Genomic DNA, 20,419 nt, shown 5'->3' with positions numbered 1-20,419 from the left:
CGGGAATAGCTCAGTTGGTAGAGCACGACCTTGCCAAGGTCGGGGTCGCGAGTTCGAGTCTCGTTTCCCGCTCCAAACATAGAGCTACAGATTATCAAAGGTCTGTAGCTCATCGAAAAAGGGTCCCATTCGGGACCCTTTTTTCGTTTCCGTCGGCAGTGGCCGCGTTTCGGTCCGTTGCTCCTCTGTAGTGCGGGATGACGCTGCTTTCCCCTTGTCCTGTACGCTGGCGCAGATCCTGTTCGGCGCCTGCATGCTCCTGACCGTGCGCTCAGTCTTTGTGAGTAGGCGTTTGGCACAGGGTTTGCGAAGGTCTGGGCCTGATTGACCATCGACAGAGTGGTGCACCTTTAAATGAGTATCTCCGTGGCGACAACTAAGGGTAATTGGCGGGCGGTCATCGCACTGACGTTGGCGGCCTTTGTGTTCAACACCACGGAGTTCGTCCCCGTCGGGCTATTGAGCTCGATCGGCAGCAGCTTCGACCTGTCGACGGCCCGGGTCGGTCTGATGCTCACTCTCTATGCCTGGATAGTGTCCCTGACTTCGCTGCCGGTCATGTTGCTGACGCGCAACGTCGAGCGACGCAAGCTGTTGCTCGTGCTGTTCGGGATGTTTATCGCCAGTCACATCCTGTCGGGGCTGGCCACGAGTTTCGGCATGCTGTTGCTGAGCCGGGTCGGTGTGGCCTTGTCCCATGCGCTGTTCTGGTCCATTACCGCGTCCCTGGCGGTGCGTCTGGCGCCACCGGGAAAACAGGTCCAGGCCCTGGGCTTGCTGGCCACCGGTACTTCCTTGGCGATGGTGCTGGGTATTCCCCTCGGCAGGTTGCTGGGCGAGGCCATGGGCTGGCGGACCACCTTTATCGTGATTGCTGGCCTGGCTACCGCGCTGGTGTTCTGGCTGGCCAGGAGCCTGCCGTTGTTGCCCAGTCAGAACTCGGGGTCTCTCAGAAGCCTGCCGGTGCTGTTCAAGCGGTCTGCGCTGATGGCGCTCTATGTGCTGACGGCCCTGGTGGTCACCGCGCAGTTCACGGCTTATAGCTACATCGAGCCTTTCATCAAGGTGGTGGCCGGCTTGAGTGGCGATGTGGTGACCCTCATCCTGCTGCTGTTCGGTGGCGCCGGTATCTTCGGCTCGCTGTTGTTCAGCAGGTTTCACCGCTACAGCCCGCAGCGCTTTCTGCTGGTGACGGTGGCGTTGCTCATTCTGTGCCTGGCATTGCTGTTGCCGTTGAGCGGTGAAGTCTCGTATCTGGGCGGGCTCAGCCTGATCTGGGGGATGGCGATCATGGGCTTCGGGCTGGCACTGCAGTCCAGGGTCCTGGTACTCGCTCCGGACGCTACCGATGTGGCAATGGCGCTGTTTTCGGGGATCTACAATATCGGCATCGGTGGCGGCGCGCTGCTTGGCAGCTGGGTAGGGGGCCAGCTCGGGTTCGCCTATATCGGCTTGGCCGGCGGCTTGCTGGCGACCTTGGCGTTGCTGCTCTACTGCGCATCCATCTACCGCCTGACCCGGCCCAGCGTTCCGGGCGCCGACGGGGCTGAGGTCGCGACAGAGAAGTAGAGCTCTGGAGCAGGTCGCCGAGAGGCGCCAGGAAAAAAGAGGGGGCAATGATTCGGCTGAATCATTGCCCCCTCTTTTCAATCGGACAACAAGCCCTGCCTCCCTATGACGGGGGGCAGAGCTTCAGCTCTCAGAACTGCAGGCCAACCTGCGGCACCTTGGTCGCTTCACCAAAGACGCTGTTGCTGGATTGCTGGTCCGAATTGAAGTTGATGCCGGCCAGGCCACCGTAGAACTGTCCGGAGGCGTGGGAACCATCGATCTTGCCGCCTGCCGATGACAGGCGCAGCGTACCGAAGTTCATCCCCGCCAGCCCGCCCAGGCGCGCGCCGTAACCGCCGCTGACGTTACTGGTGGTTTTGGAGTTGCTGATCTCCCCTTCATTCATCCCGGCCAAGCCACCCACACTGCTATAGCGACCGCCGTTGACCGAACCTTTGGCGGAGGAGTTGGCGACCTTGCCCTGCTGTCTGCCAACCAGGCCGCCGACCTGGCTATCGTCACTGCCGTTCACCGTGGCGGATGCCGAGGCGTTGGTGATGTCGCTGTCTTGGTTGTAACCGACCAGGCCACCAACCTGGCTATTGTTGCCGCTGCTCACCGTGCCGGATGCGGAGGCGTTGATGATACGGCCATCCTGGCTGTGGCCCACCAGGCCGCCGACCTGGCTATTGTCGCCGGCGGTCACCAGGACGGCTGCCGAGGCGTTGGTGATATCGGTATTTTTGCTGTAGCCGACCAGGCCACCGCTCTGGCTAGCGTTGCCGGCGGTCACTGTGGCAGATACTGATGAGTTGGTGATACTGCTAGCCAGGCTATAGCCGACGAGGCCACCGATAAGGGCGTCATTGCCGCCGGTAACGGACAGGGAGGTGGAGGACGCGTTGGCGATGGAGGACTTTTCGTTGTAGCCGATCAGCCCGCCGATATTGGCCTTGCTATCGCCTTTCACCGTGCCGGCCACCGTTACATTATCGATACGGCTGTTCTGGTTGTAGCCAATCAGGCCACCCACATTGCTACCGTACAGACCGGACACATTGCCTTTGGCCGAACTGTTGCTGATCGAGCCATTCTGGTTCGTGCCGATCAGGCCGCCGACATTGGCATTCCTGCCGCCTTTCACCGCGCCGGAGAACAACGCGTTATCGACGCGGCCGCCCTGGTTATGGCCAATCAGGCCGCCCACATTTCTGCTGTACAGGTCGGACACGTTGTTGCTGGCAGAGCTGTTGGCAATCGAACCACCCTGATTCTTGCCTACCAGGCCGCCGATCGCTTCCGTGCCATTGCCGGTTACGTCGCCGCTGGCGTGAGAGTTGGCCAGCGAACCCTGGTTGGAGCCGACCAGGCCACCGATCCGACCAGCCCGGCTACCCGAGACATTGGTGCTGGAGCGGGAGTTGCTGATGCTGCCATCGCCAGTATTTTCGCCGACCAGGCCGCCGATGTTCAGGTTGGCGCCGGCGAGGTCGATCGTGCCGGTGCTGGAGGCATTGGCGATGACTCCGCGGTTCGAACCCACCAGTCCACCCGCGCCTCTGGAGCCAGAATTCATCTGCCCCCTGAGGGCGATATTGGCATGGCTATTGGTGATTTTTGCCACGCCACCTGCGCTGGAGACGTTTTCGCCCACCAGGCCACCCATTGCAAAGGTGTACTGGTTGCCGATCACCAGGCCGCTGGCCGAGGAGTTGGCGATGTCGCCGTTCAGGTTGAGCGCGACCAGGCCACCCAGCGAGTTCAGATGAGAGGCTCCGGTCACCCGTACGTCCTTGGCCTTGACGTTGCGGATGCTACCCATGTTCACCGCGGCCAGGGTGCCGACCTGGGTGTTGTAGTAGGTGGAATAAGCACCACTGGCTGAAATGCGTTCGAGGTTCAGGTTGCTGATCTGTCCCAGATTGGTACCGAACAGCCCGACAAAGGCGGTGCTGCTATAGAGCGACAGGTCGCTGATGGTATTGCCCAGGCCATCGAGCTTGCCGGTGAAGGAGCGACCTTCGCCAAGCGTCCTGAAGCTGCCTTGGCCGGTGATCCGGTTACCCAGTACATAGCGGCCATTCATGTTGTTTTCGATATCGCGCAACTGCTTCAGGTTCTGCACCACCTGGTAGGACTCGCCGTTGGCGCTGAAGCGGGCATCCGCACCGGAGAGGGTGACGCTCTTGTCATCCTTGAGGCTGTGGCCGTTTTTGGAGTTCAGCTCCAGGCTCGCTCCCGTTCCGGTCAGCGCGACATCGTCATTCAGGCGAATGCCTCCCTGCGCGGCATTCAGGGCCAGGGCCGCGCCGTTGCCGGTGGCGCTCAATGCCGCGTTCACCTGGATGTCGCCGCGCTCGGCGGTCAGGCCGAGCTTGTTGCCGCTGTTCCAGGACAGCGCCTTGTTGACCGACAGATTGCCCTTGCTGTTCAGTTCGACATTGGTCCGGGCCAGGTTCTGGGCCAGGGTATCGGCGTGCAGGGTAGGGCCGGTATTGCCGCCACGCATGCCGTTCTCTGCCTTGGAAACACTCACCTCGTCCGTGCTGATCTTCCAGGTGCCGGTGGTGCCCTGGTCGGCGTGCGTATCCACTTGCGCAGCCAGTTGGACCTCGACCCGGGCGCCGCGGTTTTCCACCACGCCACCGTTGCCCTGGCCGCCCAGGGCGCTGGCGTCCTGGCGTCCGGCCACCTGGACGATGCCGTTGTCGCCACCGTCCAGGACAATCTTGCCGGCCTTGTTCTGCAAGGTCTTGGCCTCGATCACGCCCTGGTTGCTCACCACGTTTTTCAGCAGGCTGCTGGCGCTGCTGGCGGTCATCAACACCTGGCCGCCGTCGGCCTTGAGCAGGCCACCGTTCTGCACCAGGGCATCCACCGCGGCACCGTTCACCTGCAGGTTGAGCAGGCCGTTGCCGTCGAAGTTGACGCTGAAGTCCTTGCCCGCGCCCAGTGCGACACTGCCCATCTGCGCCTGGATTACCCCGCTGTTGCTGACCTGGGCACCTAGCAACGCGACGCTGCCGCCCTCGTTGGCGGTGATCTGGCCGGCGTTGCTCACGGCAGAGCTGGAGTTCCCGGTAAAGCGGTAAGTGCCGTCGAGGAAATCCTTGTCACTGATGTTCTGGGTGGAGGCCACCAGGCCGCCGACGTTGACCTGGGCGGACTTGCCGAAGACCACGCCATTGGGGTTGATCAGGAACACTTTGCCGTTGGCATTGATACGGCCCTGGATATCGCTGCCATTGGTGCCGAGTACCCGGTTGAGGGCGATCGATTGGCTACCGGGCTGGTGGAAGCTGACGCTTTCGTCGCCAGCGACGCTGAACTCGTTCCAGTTGGTGATCAGTTTGTTGCTTTGTTGGTCGATGGTCATGTGTTTGCCGTCGACCGTGGTATGGAGGCCGGCGTCGCCCGCGACTATCGCCGCTCCGTTCGGCAAGGCAAAGGCCGGAGCCTGGGCCAGCAGGCCCAGCAGCGAGAAGCCGGCGGCGATCACGACCTTGAGGCGACTGGATTTGCCTCGGCGCCGGGTTCCTTCGCTGGCGACGTTCCAGCAACCAGTGGCCTGGTTCCAGATCAGTGCATAGCTTTTGTTCATGGTGCGTCCTCTATATGAATACTCTGCTGATCCCCCCAGCAGAACGGGTACAACGGATGCGGGGCAGGCGCCAAGGCGATCACGCAAAGCCGGGGCGCCATTTCCTCCATGCGGGAGGGAAGTTGTTTGTCTCAAGCCGCGCTTGATTTCATGGGCTTCCAAGCAAGGGAGACCCATGAGTTTTTTTGTCAGATGAGACCTGCTACATAACGTCTAAAAAGTGGCTATTCGACTGTTTCGAATGACTATCTGATTTTGCGGGAGAGTTGATTGCGAGCCTGTACGCGCCAGCGTTGAGGGCTGGAGTTATTTGCATGTAAATGCCTGGTTGCTCAGAGGGGTCTATTAATTAACAAAAGGAAATAAAATAAAAAACCAGAACTTTCTTAACTGGTATACGGCACTTTCCTAGTTGAAGTAAGACAGCAAGCTATTGCGCTCGTCATATTGAAGTCCTTACAGCCTGATGCCCGATGGCGTGGCAGAATCAGAAGCGCGATTCCTTGGGGAGACCGCCGCTTTCTCCGCTTTGGGAGGTATCTAAAAATCAGCGGGCCAAGGCTTTAAGCCTGCCTGGCAGGCCTTCTCGATCGTCGAGCCTGGGCAGTTCGGGTTGCGGTGCTTTTGTTCTGTGAGAGGGGTTTCTAAGTTAAAACCAGGATGTAAGCCGACAGGGTTGATACTTCATTCATGTCGGAAAATATCAGATCCATGACGGCATGAAATTTTGAATGTCAGGGCTAATAGAAATACCTTCGATCTGGAGCTTATGGATCGAAAACACTTGTTTTTAGAAAACACTGATGCGCAGACAGGTATCCAGCAATATGGGCTCTGAGGATGATTGCTTATTCTGTTCGCTCTTTTCGGCTTTCGCATAGTGAGTGAGCATTTTGTTCCTTTTAGGAATCGTCCTACTGATTACGACGCCTATCTAATGTAGTTTTCCTGCCTCCTGACTTTCTCGAACGTCACGAATACCCACACGGTTTGCCTCGTCGAGTCCATCGATGTTTTTGCATGGCACGCAACAACGGGGTTCTGTTCTTCGACGCATACCGAGGTAGAGAATTTACCGTGAAGACTCCAGTCATCGCCGGATTGATTCTGGCCAGCTTCGCCCTGTTTTTGCCTGCTTGTTCCCAGGCTGGCATCAACCTGGAAAACACCCGTGTGGTGCTTGCGGCGCCGAGCAAGGAAGCGTCCCTGGTGATCAAGAACGGCGCGACCGAGGACTTGATGTTCCAGGCCTGGATCGAGTCGGCCGACAAGAGCGAGGATGTGCCTTTCGCCATCACCCCGGTGCTCAAGCGCCTGGCTGGCGAACAGCAGCAGGTGTTGCGCATCCTCTACAGCGGCAAGGGCCTACCGACCGACAAGGAGTCGGTGTACTGGCTGAACGTACGGGAGGTTCCGCAAAAGTCCCGGGAGGAAAATACCCTGCAAATCGCCGTGCAGCAGCGCCTCAAACTGTTCTACCGGCCGGCCGGGCTACCGGGAAAGGTCGCGGAGGCCCCCCAGCAACTGAAGTGGCGCCTGCTTGCCAAAGACGGCAAACCCTATCTGGAGGTGACCAACCCGTCGGCTTTCCACCTGTCTTTTGCCGCGATCACGTTGCGGATGGGAAACAAGAGTTTTACCGCGCCGATCGATATGGTCGCGCCGGCCGCGACTTCCCGGGTCGAGATGGCGGACCTGCCGAACGGCGTCCAGGCCCACGACCTCAAGGTTGAATTCGAAGTCATTGGCGATTACGGCGGAATCCTCAAATACGACAGCGCCATCTCCGACTGAGGCCTGGTGTCTTCTGGTAGAGACGAGAACTTTCTCGCTAACTTTCTTTGCTCATCATCGATTTGTACCCAGGTACTTAATGGGGCGCGGGAAGGAACTTTACATATGGGAAAACTGATCTTCATCTTGATGTTTTTATCCAGCCTATTTGCTCGGAATGCGCTTGCGGCGAATTGCTCATTGCCCAATGGTTCTCCGCTGATAAAGGACATCATTCTCCCTGCTCAAACCCTGATCAAGGCTGCCTCCATTGGGCAGGGGATTGCTAGACATCGGGTAACGAACCTCTGGAGTGGTGGGGGAATGGTTATATGCAGCGGCTTAGAGACCATTTCTATTACGGTGGATACTGCACTGACCCCATCGGCCACTTCCGAAGGTGTATGAGACGGGCATCAAAGGTGTTGGGGTCAAATTCTGTTTGGCGCTGTCGGAAGTTAATAACGACACTTGGTGTGTCCCATATTCTTGGACGCCCGATTGGGGGAGTCCAATTCTTCCCAAGTTTATGGATGTTGTATTTGTTCGCACCGGTCGCGGCGTGGCATCAGGAAATGCGCCGATGAAATTCGGCATAACCTGGGCAAGGGGGAATGTATCCGTTCAGATCCGATCACAAGGCACTACCGAACTGGTCAACGATGTGTTTTTCGCCGGATGCGAATCGGTAGGGGCGGCGGTCAATGTACCGATGGGTAAACAGACCATCGAAAATATTGCCAAGGGTAGCGTCAGAGAGGTGCCGTTCAACTTCGATGTCCGTTGTGATGGTTTGAAACCTAATACAAAGGTTCCGGTAAAAGTCTACTTCGAAGGTAGCTCCCAGGCCGATGGCATGCTCAAGCTTTCCAAGCTGGGCCAGGCGGGTGTCGCGCCGGGGGGGCATTTCCCTGGTCAATAACAAGGGCGTCAAGTTGCCGTTCGATATTGCCAGGTCCGTCGCCCTCGATTGGAATAGAGAGGTGGCGGGGGGCTCTATTTACCGGTTCTCCGGCAGCGCCAAATACGTTCCGACAGGTGGCGAGATAAAACCGGGCAAGGGCGATGCGACCATGAGCTTCGTTCTCAACTACAACTGATCGTCATCGGTGGCGGGCACATATTCTTCTGCTCGACGACCTGTTGCCTGCCCCGATCGGATGGCTATCGCGAGCCAGTTGCTGTCCAGCCTTCCCGAGTCCATCAGAGCACAAGGGCGCGCATAGTCGAGAAAGGCTTTCGCCGCTCGATGTCACAACCGCCGGCGCCCGGCTAGAATACCGACGGATCACTCTTGATCCATCCCCCATTGCCACAGATCAAAGCGGCACTCTCCATAAGAGGGTGACGCTGTTGCTCGTGGGACAACGGCCCATTTGCGCAGGTTGCCGGGGTTCGATTCACAGGAAGGTATTCCATGATTCCAGCGTGTTGTCGGATGGTCGCTCTCTGCCTGTTACTTGTTCTGTCACCCGCCCTGGTCGCACAGGAGCCCGATATTTCCCTCGTCTCAAGGGTGGCAGTGACCAGCCGGCCATGGCTGAGTGAAGTAGACCGGCAGTGGCTGGCAAGCAGAGGCCCACTCACGATCGGAGTGGCATTGCCCGACTATCCGCCGCTGGGCATGCTTGACGTCAATCGTTTCCAGGGCATCACCGCGGATTACCTCGCCCTGTTGTTCGAGATCCCCCCCAAGGTCCGTCAATTCCCTTCCAGGCAGGCGGCGCTGGACGCGCTGCACAATGGTGAGATTGACCTGGTCGGCGGTGGCTCCGCGATGGATGCCGAGAATAACGGTCTGCTACTGACCCAGGCCTATGAACCGAACCAACCGGTGCTGGTGACAGCCGAACGCCATCCTTACGACCCACAGGCACCCGGCACCCGGCTGGGGGTGTTTGCCGGCTACCGTGTCGAGGAAAAGGTCTCCGCGGTTTATCCGTACAGCCAGGTCCTGCCATTCGCCTCGCCGCTGCGCGCGCTCGAGGCGTTGAGCCTGGGAGAGGTCGATGGGGTGATCGATGATGCGGTATCGGCCCACTATCTGATCAACATCAACTACCTGCTGGACCTGCACATCGAAAACTTCGCGCCGGTGGAAAGCCGTGGTTTCGGCTTCCTGGTGCGCGCCTCCGATACTCGCCTGCATGCCGTGATCGAACGAGGCCTTCCGACCATTCGCTCACGGCATAGCGAAAGTATTCTGCGCAATTGGAGTGCGGGGAGCAGCCTGCGCCTGACTCAGCAGCGCGTGACGCTGACGCCCGCCGAGAACCGTTGGCTGACCGCCCATCCGGAAATCCCGGTGACTGTCCATGACTCTCTCGGCGCCTTGGGACAATTGGACAACAGTGGGCAGGTGCGGGGTATCGGCCCCGACTATCTCAAGTTGCTCAGCCAGCGCAGCGGCCTGACGTTCCGCCCTGTCCGCGCGCAGAATTATGCCGAGATGAACGCGCAGATAACCGAGGGCAAGACCCTGATGACCTCGGTTACGTCTGCCGACACCGACACCGAGGCCTATATGGATATCCTTCTTCCTTATCTGAGGAGCTCGGTGGTACTGATGGCCGGACCCAAGGCAGCCCGTACCCAGGGCAGTCCTTTTCATAGCCTGAATGACCTGCAAGGCAAGCGCCTGGCCAGCGTGCCGGGTTATTTCGTCAATCAGATCATCCAGCAGAACTATCCGGATATCCGCTTACAGATCTATCCCAACTTTCTGGAGGCCATGCGCAGTGTCGACGACGGGCGTAGCGACGCGTTCATCGGCAGTGACTACACCGGTCGTTTCCTGTCCGCCCAGCGTTTCAACAACCGCTTGCGCGTAATCGGCATTCTCGACGAGTTCTCCCGACCGGTCAGCCTTGGGGTGCTGAAGGGGCAGGAAGAACTGCGCAGCATCCTGGAGAAGGCCCAGGTGGCGATCACCCCAGAGGAAGTGGCGGACATCGTGGAGCAGTGGGAGCCGCGTATTTCTACCTTGGGCAGCCATTTCTGGCGGGATCATCGCAGCAATATCCTCCGGCTTGGCGGTGTCTTCGGCTTGCTGGTCCTGTTGTCGCTGATCTGGGGTTTCTACCTGACCCGGCAGGTGCGCAAGACCCGCCAGGCCGAAGGCGAGCTGGCGCTGGCGCGGGAGAAGGCCGAAGCGGCCAACGAGGCCAAGAGCATCTTTTTGTCCACCATGAGCCATGAGATCCGTACCCCGCTGAACGCCATTATCGGCCTGCAGGAAGTGGTGCAGCAGAAGGCCGAACGGGGCGAACTGGACCTGACGTCGCTGGCCGTCGCGCAGGAGGCGGCACAGGGGCTGCTGCTGTTGCTCGGCAATGTGCTCGACCTGAACCGGATCGAGTCCGGGATGATCGACTCGGCGCCCGAGGCGGTGCAGCTCAAGGCCCAGATCGAAGCGATCGCGCCCCTGGTGGTCGGCATGGCGCGACAGAAGCAGCTGGCGTTCGAGATGCGCTTCACCGGCGACATGGAACAATGGGTGCTGATCGACCCGCTGCATTTGAAACAGGTGCTGTTCAACCTGCTGAGCAATGCCATCAAGTTCACCGAGAGGGGCCGGGTGACGCTGCATGCCTCGGGCAGCCGGGAGGCAGAACATCTGCACCTGTTGCTGGAGGTCATCGACAGCGGTATCGGCATCTCGGAGCAGGACCAGGCCAGATTGTTCCAGCCATTCTCCCAGGTCAGTTCGGCTCAGGCCGGGCAAACCTTTGGCAGTGGGCTGGGGCTGAACATCACCCGGCGGCTGGTCGAACTCATGGGCGGCACTATCGTCCTGAGCAGCGAACCGGATATAGGCTCCTGCTTCAGCGTGACCCTGCAACTGCCTCTGGCCGAGGCGCCTGCCGAAGCCGCGGCAGAAGTACCGCAGGCGAGCACGGAGCCGCTTTCGCTGAATATCCTCGTTGCTGAGGACAATGCGTTCAGCCGGCTGACGCTGGAAGAGCAATTGCTGGTTCTGGGGCATCGCGTGACGCTGGTCGAGGATGGGCAGGCGGCGTGGGAAGCCTGGCTGGCCGCCGAGTACGATGTGTTGATCACCGACAGCCAGATGCCACGCCTGGGCGGCTATGACTTGACCGTGCGCATCCGCCAGATGGAGCGCGAGAAGGGGCGCCGGCGCTGCTGGATCCTGGGGGCGACCGCCAGTGCCGAGGACGCGGAAATCCAGCGCTGCCTGGCCGCCGGGATGGATGAGGTGGTGTTCAAGCCCCTGACCCAGCAGGTGCTGAGGCAGGCCCTGGAGAATACTCTACGAGCCCCTGCGCGGGCTTGAGCACGACGAACCGGTCACCAGGACAGATCCCATCCCGGATAATCGCGGTGCTGACTGAGCGGGCCGGACGCACTCAGCGCCGGCTTTCCCAGCATCGCGCTGGCCTGTATGGCCCCCGCCTGAGTATCTCCCCGCTTCAAGTTGATATGCCGTTGCGCCGTTCACCCAGGGCGGCCATGGCAAGATAAATCCTAGAGAAATTTAAGATTCGGCTGATTTACGTCTGACCTGGGCTCCACTCACTCTTTAGCGCATTCGAGCCGCGTTCCGCCCACCACCCTGCCTACAGTCCCCAACCACGCGTGGCATTCCTCTCACAGAGAGCAGCCGTGGACAGCGAAGCCGCTCCCCTGAAACCTTCCTGCTCGATGACGGACACGTCCGCACCAACCGCAGGCCGCTGACCAAGCCTTTTAAACATTCCTTCCATCGGAGATGACCATGACCATTCTCTATCGCGACATGAATCAAGCCCAGCTCGACGCGGCGTATAACAACACCGAGGCAGTGCCGGATTTCCCCGGTATCTACGCAGACTTGCAGGCGCGTAGCGCCAGTTTCTACGCCTCTGTGGCCGGCCGGCTCGATCTGCCTTACGGCACCGGCTCCAGGCAGCGTTATGACTGGTTGCCCTGTGGCAAAGCCGACGCCCCGACGTTCATCTTCATCCATGGCGGGTATTGGCAGAATTGCAGCAAGGAAGATTTCGCCTTCATCGCCGCCGGTCCCCTGGCTGCGGGGTTCAACGTCGTCCTGGCCGAATATACGCTCGCGCCGCAAGCCTCGATGACACAGATCGTCAGCGAAATTGGCAGCCTGCTCGAGCATCTCCACGCCGACGTTGATCACCTGGGTATTGCGGGGCACAAGGTGGTCCTGAGCGGGCACTCGGCAGGAGGCCACCTGGCGATCCAGTTCCGTTCGCACCCATGGGTGACCGATGTCCTGGCGATCAGCGCATTGGTCGACCTGGAACCCATAAGCCTGTCGTGGCTCAACCAGAAACTGAGTCTCTCGGACGCGGAGATCAATGCCTATAGCCCGCTGCACCATATCGGCAAGGGCGCCCATACATGGGTGGCGGTAGGTGCCGACGAACTGTCGGAACTGGTCCGCCAGTCTGATGAATACGCCAAGCAGGCGTTGGCCCGAGGAGAGTCTGTGCAGCTGATTCACGTGCCGGGCTGCACGCACTTTTCAGTCCTGGACGAAATGGCAAAACCGCAGGGAGTCTTGCTTCAGGCCTTGTCATCCGCCAACTGATCGTGGATCGGAACTGAGCAAGCCTGTGTCGAGCCGCCAGTTGCTGGCGGCTCGCTTGAGCAAGGCGTTGGGATGCGGCTTACATCGACAGGATCAGGCGCCCGGCGAACAGAATCAGGATCACTCCCATGGTTCGCTCGAACCAGTGGCCCATGCGCATGAACAGCAAGCGCACCCGCGGGCTGGAAAAGAACAGCGCGACGATCACGAACCACAGCGCGTTCACACAACACATCCATACACCGTAGAGCGCCTGCACCTTGAGGGGCGTGGTGGCGCTGATCACCGTGGTGAAAATCGCCAGGAAGAACAGCGTGGCCTTGGGGTTGGTGGCGTTGGTCAGGAAACCGGTCATGAAGGCCTTGGGCAAGGTCTGCTGCTGCACCTGATCGTTGTTCGTGTCGCTGCCCTCGATCGATGTCTTGGGTTTGCTGCGCAACAGGCTGACGCCGAGATAAAGAATGTAGGCGCCGCCCACCACCTTGGCCACGTTCAGCAGCCATGGCGTGGTATGCATCAGCGCACCGACCCCCAGCAGGGTGTACAGCACATGCACGGAAATCCCCGCGCCGATGCCGATGGCCGTGCACAGCCCAACCACCCGGCCAAAGCGCACGCTCTGGCGGATGGTCACGGCAAAGTCAGGCCCGGGAGCCACCACGGCGAGAAAGTGGATGGTCGCCAGGGCCAGGAATTCGCCTAGATAGTTGGAAAGCATTTCAACTCCAGAAGGTCAGGGGGGACGAGCTGCCGCGATAGCCGACAAAAAAGGAAAGGCTCAGGCGCGGGTTGGCCACCCCCGGGGTGACTGCGTGCATGCGCCTTGAGTTGAACATGATGAAATCCCCGGGCTCCGGGCGGATCTCCAGCGAGGGTGTGCCGAGCAGGGCGGGCTCGATGCCGTAGCTGTCGCCGCGCATGTCGTCGAACTGGTCCGGGGAAATATCGTGATTCCACATCTGCAGGGCGCCACCCGCGTCGGGCATGTTCAGGTAGAGATTGCAGGCGAACTGCGCCTCCAGGCTGTGGGCCTGGAAGCTGTCGGGGGCGTCCTTGGCGAAAATGTCGTGATGGGCAAGGAAGCACACCCCGGGTTTCACCACCCGCGACAGGCCAACGTACATCTTGCGCCCGTACAGGTTTTCCAGGTGGGCGCCGGCTGGCCAGGACTCGTCGAGCATGCAGCGCAGGGTGTCGACGGGAGACGCATAGGGCGCGCAACGCGTGCGCAGTTCGGCGATGTTGGCGGTGGCGCGTTCGAAATAGTCTTCGATCAGCAGCGGCTGGTTTTCCGCCTCATAAAACGCCATGCCGATCCGCCCGATGCTGGGGGCGTTGATGTAGCCCTCGAAGCCGGGAGCGAGAATCTTGTCACCCAGCTGGATCGCCTGGGTGTGCGGCAGGAAATTCTTGATGCGCAGGGCGAGCACTTGTTCCTGGGCCAGTTTCTTTATGCACGTCTCATCGAGACGCTCGACGTCAAGCATCATCTGCAGATCCCTCTATCCGATAATCGTCGAACCCGCGCACGCGGGTTTCCCCTGTGTCAGGCGATGCGTCGCGTGATGTGCAAGGCGACACCGCCGATGAATCAGTCCACGTGGTAGTGAACCGAAAGCATTCCTTTCTTCTGCGAGAGGGAGGCGATAGTGACGTTGCCCAATTCCTTCAGGCGCTTCACATGGGTCCCCCCGCAGCCATAGGCGGGAAGCTCGCCGAAACCGATTTCCCGCGAGCCTTCACGCAGCGAGACCAGGCGCGGCAGGTCGGCGGCAATCCAGTGATCGATGCCACTCTGCAGGCTGTCGATGTCGAGTTCCTGCGGGCTGTCCCCGGGCTTGAAGGACACGCGGCCCTCACCAGGCCAGTGATGGGCCTTGACCGGGACCCAGCCGCGGGTTTCGCCGAAATGACCGATCAGGTGCCCGGCCGAGTGCATGCGGGTATTGAACTGGCGGCGCTGTTCATCGACCTGGACCTGGACCATGCCCGGTTGCACCGGCTGGCTGACGTAATGAATGATTCGCTCGGGTTCCTGGACCACGCGCAACACCTGGCTTTCGCCGATCCAGCCGGTGTCGCAGGGTTGGCCGCCGCCTTGGGGATGAAAGATCGTGGCACGCAGGATCACCGCGAATTCGTTGTCCTGCGGGGTGCATTCGAGCACTTCAACGTTGGCCTTGAGTTCATCATTATGAAAAAAGAGGCGAAGCGTCATATTCCGTGCCCTTATTAAAATACCTTTTTTAATTATATGGCGCGGCGGAATTGCGTGATAATCCGTTCAAACCTCAAAGGACTGTTGTGCTGTGAGCATAAATCTCCCCCTTCCGCTGCTGGGCGAAATGGCGATTTTCGTCAAGGTCGTCGAGGTCGGCAGTTTCTCCGAAGCCGCCCGCCAGTTGGGTTCGTCACCGTCGGCGGTGAGTCGCAGCATTTCCCGTCTGGAGAAGGCGCTGGCGACTCGCTTGCTGCAACGCACCACGCGCAAGTTGCGCTTGAGCGAAGGGGGCGAGGAGGTGTTCAAGCGCTGCAGCGAGATGGTCAGCGCCGCCAAGTCGGTGATGGAAATCAGCGGTCAGTTCACCCACGAGGCCGAAGGGCTGGTGCGGGTCAGCGTGCCCAAGGCCGTGGGGCGTTTTGTCGTGCATCCGTACATGCCCGAGTTTCTGCGGCGTTACCCCAAGGTCGATGTCGAGTTGTTATTGGAAGATCGCAACATCGACCTGATCGACGACAACGTGGACCTGGCCATCCGCATCACCGATCGGCCGCCGGCGGGGCTGGTCGGGCGCCAGTTGCTGACCATCGATCATATGCTGTGCGCCACGCCGCAGTACCTGGCCGAGCACGGGACGCCCAGCCATCCCCACGATCTGCTCAACCACAGTTGCATTTACCTGGGTGAAACCCCCAGCGATGCGCGCTGGAAGTTCAAGAAGGGCAGCAAGTCGGTGACGGTTGGCGTGCGTGGGCGTTATGCGGCCAATCACACCGGGGTACGGCTGGGGGCGGTGCTGGAGCATATCGGCATCGGCAGCTTGCCGTACTTCACCGCGCGGCATGCCCTGGAGCAGGGCTTGCTGGTGCAGGTTCTACCGGACTGGACGTTTCTCGCTTCCTACCATGGCGGTGCCTGGCTGTTGCATTCGCCAACCCGTTACCTGCCGCCGAAGCTGCGGGTATTCATCGATTACCTGGTGGAGTGCCTGGCCAAGGAGCCGACCTTGAGCCGGCAGGGCAAGCAGGAGGCGAAAGGCTACGAACAGCCCGAAGGCGATGGCGCGGGTTGAGCCAGCCGCTCATGGGTAGAAAAAAGGCCCGCCGGTTCAACCGTGCGGGCCTTTGTAGTGTCCGGGCCGGACTCAGTGCTTGCTGTCCTGGGCGGAGAGCGCCAGCAGCTGCTTTTCCTGGTTCCAGTCGAACGGTTCATCATTCTGCTCGGCCTCGTAGCGACGCTCTTCGAGCGCCTGGTACAGGTCGATTTCCTCGTCGGGCATGTAATGCAGGCAATCCCCAGCGAAGAACCACAGCAGGTCGCGCGGTACCAGATGGGCGACCTGTGGATAACGCTGCATCACCTGGCACAGCAGATCCTGGCCCAGGTACTGGCTTTCGATCGGGTCGATCGGCAGCGAGGCGCGCAGTTCGTCGAAGCGTTCCAGGAACAAGGCATGGCTTTCTTCGGGAACCTGCTCGGCTTCACCCACTGCGACCAGGATACTGCGCAAATGGTCGAGCAGGACGAGATGATCGGCGACGACGTTGGACATGACATGAGTCCTCAACAGCAAAACGGGCGCGGGAGTATATAGCTCCCGCGCCCGGTTTCATAATCCGCCTGACGGTCCTGCGCCTTAGCGGATTTTCCCTTCGCTCAGGGTCAGCTCTTCCTTGGCGAAGTCATCGACATCGATGACTTTGCGGCGGGCGGCTTCAGCCTCGCGCAGGGTCTGGGCTTCGACTGGCTGCAACACGCCGGCCTCCAGCGCGGCGTCGATGGCATGTTCGCCGGCCACCGGTTTGACCTGGCCACTTTTCAGCGCCTCGTGCAGTTTTTTCTGCAGCGGGTGACTGGCGTTCAACAAGTCGAAGGCGTGTTGCAGGGCGCCGACCGGGTCCTGCGCCGATTGTGGGCGGTAGCAGCCGGCCAGCAGCTCTTCCAGGGTCGGGTCGCCCTTGGCCCGGCCGATGATCGCGGCGACCTCGGCGTCCAGCTGGTCGGACGGACCTTTGTGACGGCGGCCGAACGGAAATACCACCACCCGCAGCAGGCACCCCAGCACCCGGTTCGGGAAGTTCTCGAGCAGTTCGTCCAGGGCCCGTTCCGACTGGCCGAGGCTTTCTTCCATGGCCCAGGTGAACAGCGACCGCAGATGCTCAGGCGAATCCAGGTCGTGGTAGCGCTTGAGTGCGGCAGAAGCGAGGTACATATGGCTGAGCACATCGCCGAGGCGTGCCGACAGGCGTTCGCGACGCTTCAGATCGCCGCCCAGCAGCATCATGCTCAGGTCGGCCAGCATGGCGAAGGCCGCGGCCTGGCGGTTGAGGGCGCGGAAATAACCTTGGCTGAGCTTGTCCCCCGGCGCCTGTTCGAAGTGCCCCAGGCCCAGGTTCAGCACCAGGGTGCTGGCCGCGTTGCCCACGGCAAAACCGATGTGCTTGAGCAGCAGGCCGTCGAATTCGACCAGCGTCTGATCGTGGTCTTCGCGACCGGCCAGGGCCATTTCCTTGAGCACGAACGGATGGCAGCGAATGGCGCCCTGGCCGAAGATCATCAGATTGCGCGAGAGAATGTTCGCGCCTTCCACGGTGATGAAGATCGGCGCGCCTTGCCAACTGCGGCCCAGGTAGTTGTTCGGGCCCATGATGATGGCCTTGCCGCCGTGCACGTCCATCGCGTGGCCGATGCATTCGCGACCGCGTTCGGTCAGGTGGTACTTGAGAATCGCCGACAGCACCGAAGGCTTTTCCCCCAGGTCGACCGCATTGGCCGTGAGCATGCGCGCGCTGTCCATCAGCCAGGCGTTGCCGCCGATGCGGGCCAGGGCTTCCTGGATGCCTTCGAAGGCATTGAGCGGGACGTTGAACTGCTCACGCACCTGGGCATACTGGCCGGTCACCAGGCTGGTGAACTTGGCCGCGCCAGTGCCGACGGCCGGCAGGGAAATGGAGCGGCCGACCGACAGGCAGTTCATCAGCATCATCCAGCCCTTGCCGAGCATTTCCTGGCCGCCGATAAGGAAGTCCAGGGGAATGAACACGTCCTTGCCGGAGTTCGGACCGTTCATGAAGGCAGCGCCGAGCGGCAGGTGGCGACGGCCGATTTCCACGCCGGGGGTGTCGGTCGGAATCAGCGCCAGGCTGATCCCCAGGTCTTCATCGTCACCCAGCAGATGGTCCGGGTCGTAGGCCTTGAAGGCCAGGCCGAGGAGGGTGGCGACCGGGCCCAGGGTGATGTAGCGCTTTTCCCAGTTCAGGCGCAGGCCGAGGGTTTCCTCGCCTTGCCACTGGCCTTTGCAGATCACCCCGGTATCGGGCATGGCGCCGGCGTCGGAACCGGCCAGCGGGCCGGTGAGGGCGAAACAGGGGATATCGTCGCCACGGGCCAGCCGCGGCAGGTAGTGGTTACGCTGTTCGTCGGTGCCGTAATGCAGCAGCAGCTCGGCCGGGCCGAGGGAGTTGGGGACCATCACGGTGGACGCCAGGTCGCCGCTGCGGGTCGCCAGTTTCATCGCCACCTGTGAGTGGGCATAGGCGGAGAACCCCTTGCCACCGAACTCCTTGGGGATGATCAGGGCAAAGAAACCGTGTTGCTTGATGTGCTCCCAGGCGGCGGGCGGCAGGTCCATGGACTGGCCGATCTGCCAGTCGCTGACCATGGCGCACAGCTCTTCGGTGGGGCCGTCGATGAAGGCCTGTTCCTCTTCGCTCAGTTGCGCTTTCGGGTAGGCCAGCAGCTTGTCCCAGTCCGGACGGCCGCTGAACAGTTCACCGTCCCACCAGACCGTGCCGGCATCGATGGCGTCGCGTTCGGTTTGCGACATCGGTGGCAGGACTTTCTGGAACCAACTGAACAGCGGGGCGCTGAAGTACTTGCGGCGCAGGTCGGGCAGTAGCAAGGGCGCTGCCACCGCGGCCAGCAATACCCAGAAGATCAGCAGCAGCCAGCCCGGTGCACGGCTGAAGGCGCCCATGGCCAGCAGGTAGACGGCCACCACGCCCAGAGCGGGCAGGGGCGCAATGCGGCGGTGGGCCAGGTAGGCAATACCGACCAGCAGAACCAGTATCCACAACAACAGCATATTTAATCCTCCGTGAAACCAGGGGCAAAATCACCCACAGAGCTTAGTCGGCATCCGACAAAAGGGGTGACAGGGCAGTGCGCTTGCAGCGGTAAGAAGAAGCGGACGCAGTGCGTCAGGCATCGGGTCAGCAACGTGTCGATCTTGTCAGGCTCGAAGCGGCAGCCTCTGATATTTGGCCGAAACGTCGTTATCGCTGGGAGGAGGCCGTCGTTAGACTCGGGACTTCACTCGGAGATCATCCCCATGCACGAGTACCTGAGTCCCAGCCGCTTCATCGATAGTGACCACCCTGCGGTGGTGGAGTTCGCGGAAACTCATCGTGGCGCCAGCAGCGATCCGCTGGAGCAGGCGGTGAACCTCTATTACGCGGTGCGCGAGGCCGTGCGCTACAACCCCTACACCTTCAGTCGCGACCCCGAGACCCTGTGTGGCAGCCATGCCCTGGCTACCGGCGAAAGTTACTGCGTGCCCAAGGCCACCCTGCTTGCCGGCTGCGCGCGGCATTGCGGGATCGCCGCGCGGATCGGCCTGGCGGACGTGCGCAATCACTTGTCGACCCCGCGTTTGCTGGAGTTGCTGCGCAGTGATGTGTTTGCCATGCACGGCTATACCGAGCTGTACCTGCAAGGACGCTGGGTCAAGGCCACGCCGGCGTTCAACCGGAAACTCTGCGAGATGTACGATGTAGCGCCACTGGAATTCGATGGCCGTCATGACAGCGTGTTCCACCCGTTCAATCGCCAGGGCGAGCAGATGATGGAATACGTGCTGGACCACGGACAATTCGCCGACGTCCCCGAGACCTTCTTCTTCAAACACCTGGAGAAGTGTTATCCGCATCTGTTCGCCGAGCAGATGCCGTTGCTGCTGGGCGACATGCAGAGTGATTTGAGTCAGGTCTGATCCGGCGTAGACTGCCTCGGCATTCATCACTGAGGAGCGGTCATGCTGAAGATCTGGGGTCGGAAAAACTCGTCGAATGTCAGGAAAGCATTGTGGTGCGCCGAAGAGCTCGGGCTGACCTACGAGGCGGTGGATGCCGGTGGTGCCTTCGGTGTGGTGGATACCCCGGAATATCGGGCGATGAATCCCAATGGGCGGATTCCGCTGATCGAGGACGACGGCTTTGTGCTGTGGGAGTCCAACACCATCGTGCGTTATCTCGCTGCGCGCCATGCCGCCGGCACGGCCTGGTACCCGAGCGATGTACAGGCGCGGGCTTCGGCCGAGAAGTGGATGGACTGGACCACCTCGACCTTCGCCGAACCCTTCCGGCACCTGTTCTGGGGTGTGCTGCGCACGCCGGCACAGCAGCAGGACTGGGACAAGATCAATGCCGCGCTGAACAGCTGCGGCGAACTGCTGGCTGTGGTCGACCAGGCCCTGGCCGAACATCCCTACCTGTCCGGCGAGGAAATCGGCATCGGTGATATCCCTCTGGGCAGTTTCATTTATGCCTGGTTCGAAATGCCCATCGAGCGCCCGCAGTTGTCTAATCTGCAAGCCTGGTACGCCCGCCTGCAACAGCGTCCGGCCTACCGCAAGGCGGTGATGACTGCGTTGACTTAATACTGACTATCAATACGGGTGACTGTACTTGTGCGGCGTCGGCAAGCACCATTGGGTGTA

General features: G+C 60.7%; 15 protein-coding genes. 9 read left to right on the top strand and 6 right to left on the bottom strand.

Going from position 1 to position 20,419, the window contains the following annotated elements; translation table 11 throughout:
• Positions 1 to 354 precede the first annotated feature (354 nt).
• The gene (locus tag AC07PQ_RS23990) at positions 355 to 1,569 is read left to right on the top strand and encodes a sugar transporter (protein WP_493185312.1); all 1,215 of its coding nucleotides are present in this window, start codon (positions 355 to 357) and stop codon (positions 1,567 to 1,569) included.
• Between the two features lie 130 nt (positions 1,570 to 1,699).
• Here the strand turns inward: AC07PQ_RS23990 and AC07PQ_RS23985 are convergent, their stop codons facing one another.
• Positions 1,700 to 5,152, bottom strand: coding sequence for a GLUG motif-containing protein (locus AC07PQ_RS23985; protein ID WP_493185311.1), 3,453 nt, complete (start codon positions 5,150 to 5,152; stop codon positions 1,700 to 1,702).
• Positions 5,153 to 6,229: 1,077 nt separating this feature from the next.
• Here AC07PQ_RS23985 and AC07PQ_RS23980 point away from each other — a divergent pair.
• From AC07PQ_RS23980 to AC07PQ_RS23960, 5 genes are all read left to right on the top strand, one after another.
• The gene (locus tag AC07PQ_RS23980) at positions 6,230 to 6,946 is read left to right on the top strand and encodes a fimbrial biogenesis chaperone (RefSeq protein ID WP_493185310.1); all 717 of its coding nucleotides are present in this window, start codon (positions 6,230 to 6,232) and stop codon (positions 6,944 to 6,946) included.
• Between the two features lie 105 nt (positions 6,947 to 7,051).
• On the top strand, positions 7,052 to 7,333 hold the full coding sequence (locus AC07PQ_RS23975; RefSeq protein WP_037035993.1) for a hypothetical protein: 282 nt from the start codon (positions 7,052 to 7,054) through the stop codon (positions 7,331 to 7,333).
• Positions 7,334 to 7,508: 175 nt separating this feature from the next.
• The gene (locus AC07PQ_RS23970) at positions 7,509 to 7,847 is read left to right on the top strand and encodes a hypothetical protein (RefSeq protein ID WP_007931626.1); all 339 of its coding nucleotides are present in this window, start codon (positions 7,509 to 7,511) and stop codon (positions 7,845 to 7,847) included.
• Positions 7,848 to 8,342: 495 nt separating this feature from the next.
• Positions 8,343 to 11,219: an ATP-binding protein gene (locus AC07PQ_RS23965; protein WP_493185309.1), complete on the top strand. Its 2,877-nt coding sequence runs from the start codon at positions 8,343 to 8,345 to the stop codon at positions 11,217 to 11,219.
• Between the two features lie 441 nt (positions 11,220 to 11,660).
• Positions 11,661 to 12,482 carry an alpha/beta hydrolase gene (locus AC07PQ_RS23960; RefSeq protein ID WP_493185308.1) on the top strand — a complete coding sequence of 274 codons (822 nt, stop codon included), beginning with the start codon at positions 11,661 to 11,663 and terminating at the stop codon, positions 12,480 to 12,482.
• Positions 12,483 to 12,561: 79 nt separating this feature from the next.
• Here AC07PQ_RS23960 and AC07PQ_RS23955 read toward each other — a convergent pair whose 3' ends face one another.
• The 3 genes from AC07PQ_RS23955 to AC07PQ_RS23945 all read right to left on the bottom strand — a co-directional run bounded on the left by AC07PQ_RS23955 (position 12,562) and on the right by AC07PQ_RS23945 (position 14,700).
• Positions 12,562 to 13,200, bottom strand: a complete 639-nt coding sequence (locus tag AC07PQ_RS23955; protein WP_493185307.1) for a LysE family translocator — start codon at positions 13,198 to 13,200, stop codon at positions 12,562 to 12,564.
• 1 nt (position 13,201) lies between these two features.
• Positions 13,202 to 13,972 (bottom strand): 2OG-Fe(II) oxygenase, encoded by a 771-nt coding sequence (locus tag AC07PQ_RS23950; RefSeq protein ID WP_007931636.1) that lies wholly within the window; start codon positions 13,970 to 13,972, stop codon positions 13,202 to 13,204.
• A gap of 101 nt (positions 13,973 to 14,073) precedes the next feature.
• Positions 14,074 to 14,700: an alanyl-tRNA editing protein gene (locus AC07PQ_RS23945; RefSeq protein ID WP_493185306.1), complete on the bottom strand. Its 627-nt coding sequence runs from the start codon at positions 14,698 to 14,700 to the stop codon at positions 14,074 to 14,076.
• Between the two features lie 91 nt (positions 14,701 to 14,791).
• Here AC07PQ_RS23945 and AC07PQ_RS23940 point away from each other — a divergent pair, with 91 nt between their 5' ends.
• On the top strand, positions 14,792 to 15,775 hold the full coding sequence (locus AC07PQ_RS23940; protein ID WP_009042832.1) for a LysR family transcriptional regulator: 984 nt from the start codon (positions 14,792 to 14,794) through the stop codon (positions 15,773 to 15,775).
• A 72-nt stretch (positions 15,776 to 15,847) separates the two neighbouring features.
• Here the strand turns inward: AC07PQ_RS23940 and AC07PQ_RS23935 are convergent, their stop codons facing one another.
• Both AC07PQ_RS23935 and AC07PQ_RS23930 read right to left on the bottom strand, forming a co-directional pair.
• Positions 15,848 to 16,255 (bottom strand): PA2817 family protein, encoded by a 408-nt coding sequence (locus AC07PQ_RS23935; RefSeq protein WP_007931642.1) that lies wholly within the window; start codon positions 16,253 to 16,255, stop codon positions 15,848 to 15,850.
• An 84-nt stretch (positions 16,256 to 16,339) separates the two neighbouring features.
• Positions 16,340 to 18,787 (bottom strand): acyl-CoA dehydrogenase, encoded by a 2,448-nt coding sequence (locus AC07PQ_RS23930; protein ID WP_493185305.1) that lies wholly within the window; start codon positions 18,785 to 18,787, stop codon positions 16,340 to 16,342.
• 246 nt (positions 18,788 to 19,033) lie between these two features.
• On the opposite strand from AC07PQ_RS23930, the gene AC07PQ_RS23925 reads away from it, so the two are divergent.
• Positions 19,034 to 19,693, top strand: a complete 660-nt coding sequence (locus AC07PQ_RS23925) for a transglutaminase-like domain-containing protein (protein ID WP_274305982.1) — start codon at positions 19,034 to 19,036, stop codon at positions 19,691 to 19,693.
• 42 nt (positions 19,694 to 19,735) lie between these two features.
• Complete coding sequence (locus tag AC07PQ_RS23920; RefSeq protein WP_009042835.1) at positions 19,736 to 20,359, top strand: glutathione S-transferase family protein; 624 nt, start codon at positions 19,736 to 19,738, stop codon at positions 20,357 to 20,359.
• Positions 20,360 to 20,419: the final 60 nt, after the last annotated feature.

It is taken from the genome of Pseudomonas sp. GW821-FHT09E12 (genome assembly GCF_059416085.1).
The sequence above is the reverse complement of the archived record's forward strand: the minus strand, read 5'-3'. Positions and strand labels throughout refer to the sequence as shown.

Excerpts from the sequence above, each read along its gene's own strand:
- AC07PQ_RS23965 (WP_493185309.1), top strand. The coding sequence starts at position 8,343 with ATGATTCCAGCGTGTTGTCGGATGGTCGCTCTCTGCCTGTTACTTGTT.
- AC07PQ_RS23975 (WP_037035993.1), top strand. The coding sequence starts at position 7,052 with ATGGGAAAACTGATCTTCATCTTGATGTTTTTATCCAGCCTATTTGCT.
- AC07PQ_RS23960 (WP_493185308.1), top strand. The coding sequence starts at position 11,661 with ATGACCATTCTCTATCGCGACATGAATCAAGCCCAGCTCGACGCGGCG.
- AC07PQ_RS23950 (WP_007931636.1), bottom strand. The coding sequence starts at position 13,972 with ATGATGCTTGACGTCGAGCGTCTCGATGAGACGTGCATAAAGAAACTG.
- AC07PQ_RS23945 (WP_493185306.1), bottom strand. The coding sequence starts at position 14,700 with ATGACGCTTCGCCTCTTTTTTCATAATGATGAACTCAAGGCCAACGTT.
- AC07PQ_RS23990 (WP_493185312.1), top strand. The coding sequence starts at position 355 with ATGAGTATCTCCGTGGCGACAACTAAGGGTAATTGGCGGGCGGTCATC.
- AC07PQ_RS23935 (WP_007931642.1), bottom strand. The coding sequence starts at position 16,255 with ATGTCCAACGTCGTCGCCGATCATCTCGTCCTGCTCGACCATTTGCGC.
- AC07PQ_RS23970 (WP_007931626.1), top strand. The coding sequence starts at position 7,509 with ATGAAATTCGGCATAACCTGGGCAAGGGGGAATGTATCCGTTCAGATC.
- AC07PQ_RS23920 (WP_009042835.1), top strand. The coding sequence starts at position 19,736 with ATGCTGAAGATCTGGGGTCGGAAAAACTCGTCGAATGTCAGGAAAGCA.
- AC07PQ_RS23985 (WP_493185311.1), bottom strand. The coding sequence starts at position 5,152 with ATGAACAAAAGCTATGCACTGATCTGGAACCAGGCCACTGGTTGCTGG.
- AC07PQ_RS23925 (WP_274305982.1), top strand. The coding sequence starts at position 19,034 with ATGCACGAGTACCTGAGTCCCAGCCGCTTCATCGATAGTGACCACCCT.
- AC07PQ_RS23930 (WP_493185305.1), bottom strand. The coding sequence starts at position 18,787 with ATGCTGTTGTTGTGGATACTGGTTCTGCTGGTCGGTATTGCCTACCTG.
- AC07PQ_RS23955 (WP_493185307.1), bottom strand. The coding sequence starts at position 13,200 with ATGCTTTCCAACTATCTAGGCGAATTCCTGGCCCTGGCGACCATCCAC.